This window comes from Streptococcus mitis bv. 2 str. SK95 (assembly GCF_000222705.1).
Taxonomy (GTDB): Bacteria; Bacillota; Bacilli; order Lactobacillales; family Streptococcaceae; genus Streptococcus; species Streptococcus mitis_AY.
In genome coordinates this window covers 1-827 of sequence record NZ_AFUB01000030.1, presented here as the reverse complement: position 1 = coordinate 827, position 827 = coordinate 1, and the positions used below count along the sequence as shown (strand labels likewise).

Here is an 827-nt window from a genome sequence, read left to right as displayed (position 1 = left end):
ACCATCACCTATACCTACGACAAGAATGGCAATCGCATCGCTTCTGAGAAAAACTCAGAGAAGCTAGACTACATCTATGATACAGAGAACCGCCTGCTTGCGATCAAGGACAAGAAAGGCCTGCTCATGGCTGCGCTTTATGATGGGGATGATAACCGTGTCTTCACTGCCAGTCGCAAGGAAGGCAAGAACACCTACCAGCTCTTCCAACGCAAGCCAAAGGATATCAAGTCCGGTCGTAAGTCACCATACACAGCCCCAAGTGGGGAGCAACACTCCCTCTTCTGGTATGGCTTTAGTCAGAATGTCCTCCAAGCCCTGTCTGCTTTACCACAGACAATAGGAAGCATCTGGCACAGCATCTTTGACGATGTGTCGACAGCCTACCACCAGAAGGTGGCTAAGGATCGAGCGACCAAGGAGGGGATCGTGGTCAACCCACCAGAACTCGGGAACTTACCGGGTCAGGGAGAAGTGACCTATACCAGTCAGGTTCAGGATGTCCTCATCCCTTACACCACACGAGAGGAGACCTACAACTACTACGAGGAACGCAACTATGTCAACGATGTCAATCGTGAACATACAGAAGTCCTTGAAACCTATGACCATGATGGCAAGGCACGAGAGACCTATAGTTATGGCAAAGGTCGAGCTAGCTACCTCAACAACCAAACAGGTGACAGCTACAACTACTTGACCAACCAATCAGGCTCTGTGACAGGCTTGACCAAGGATGGACAAGCCGTCGCCTCAACTAGCTATCATCTCTATGGGGCAAGAAAGACAAGCACAGATACAACAGGCAATCCATTTGCCTATAACGG

1 protein-coding gene is annotated in these 827 nt (G+C 49.9%); it reads left to right on the top strand.

The features are described from left to right. The coding region (locus HMPREF9965_RS06850; RefSeq protein WP_000317298.1) for a hypothetical protein at positions 1–827 on the top strand (827 nt) is incomplete at both ends.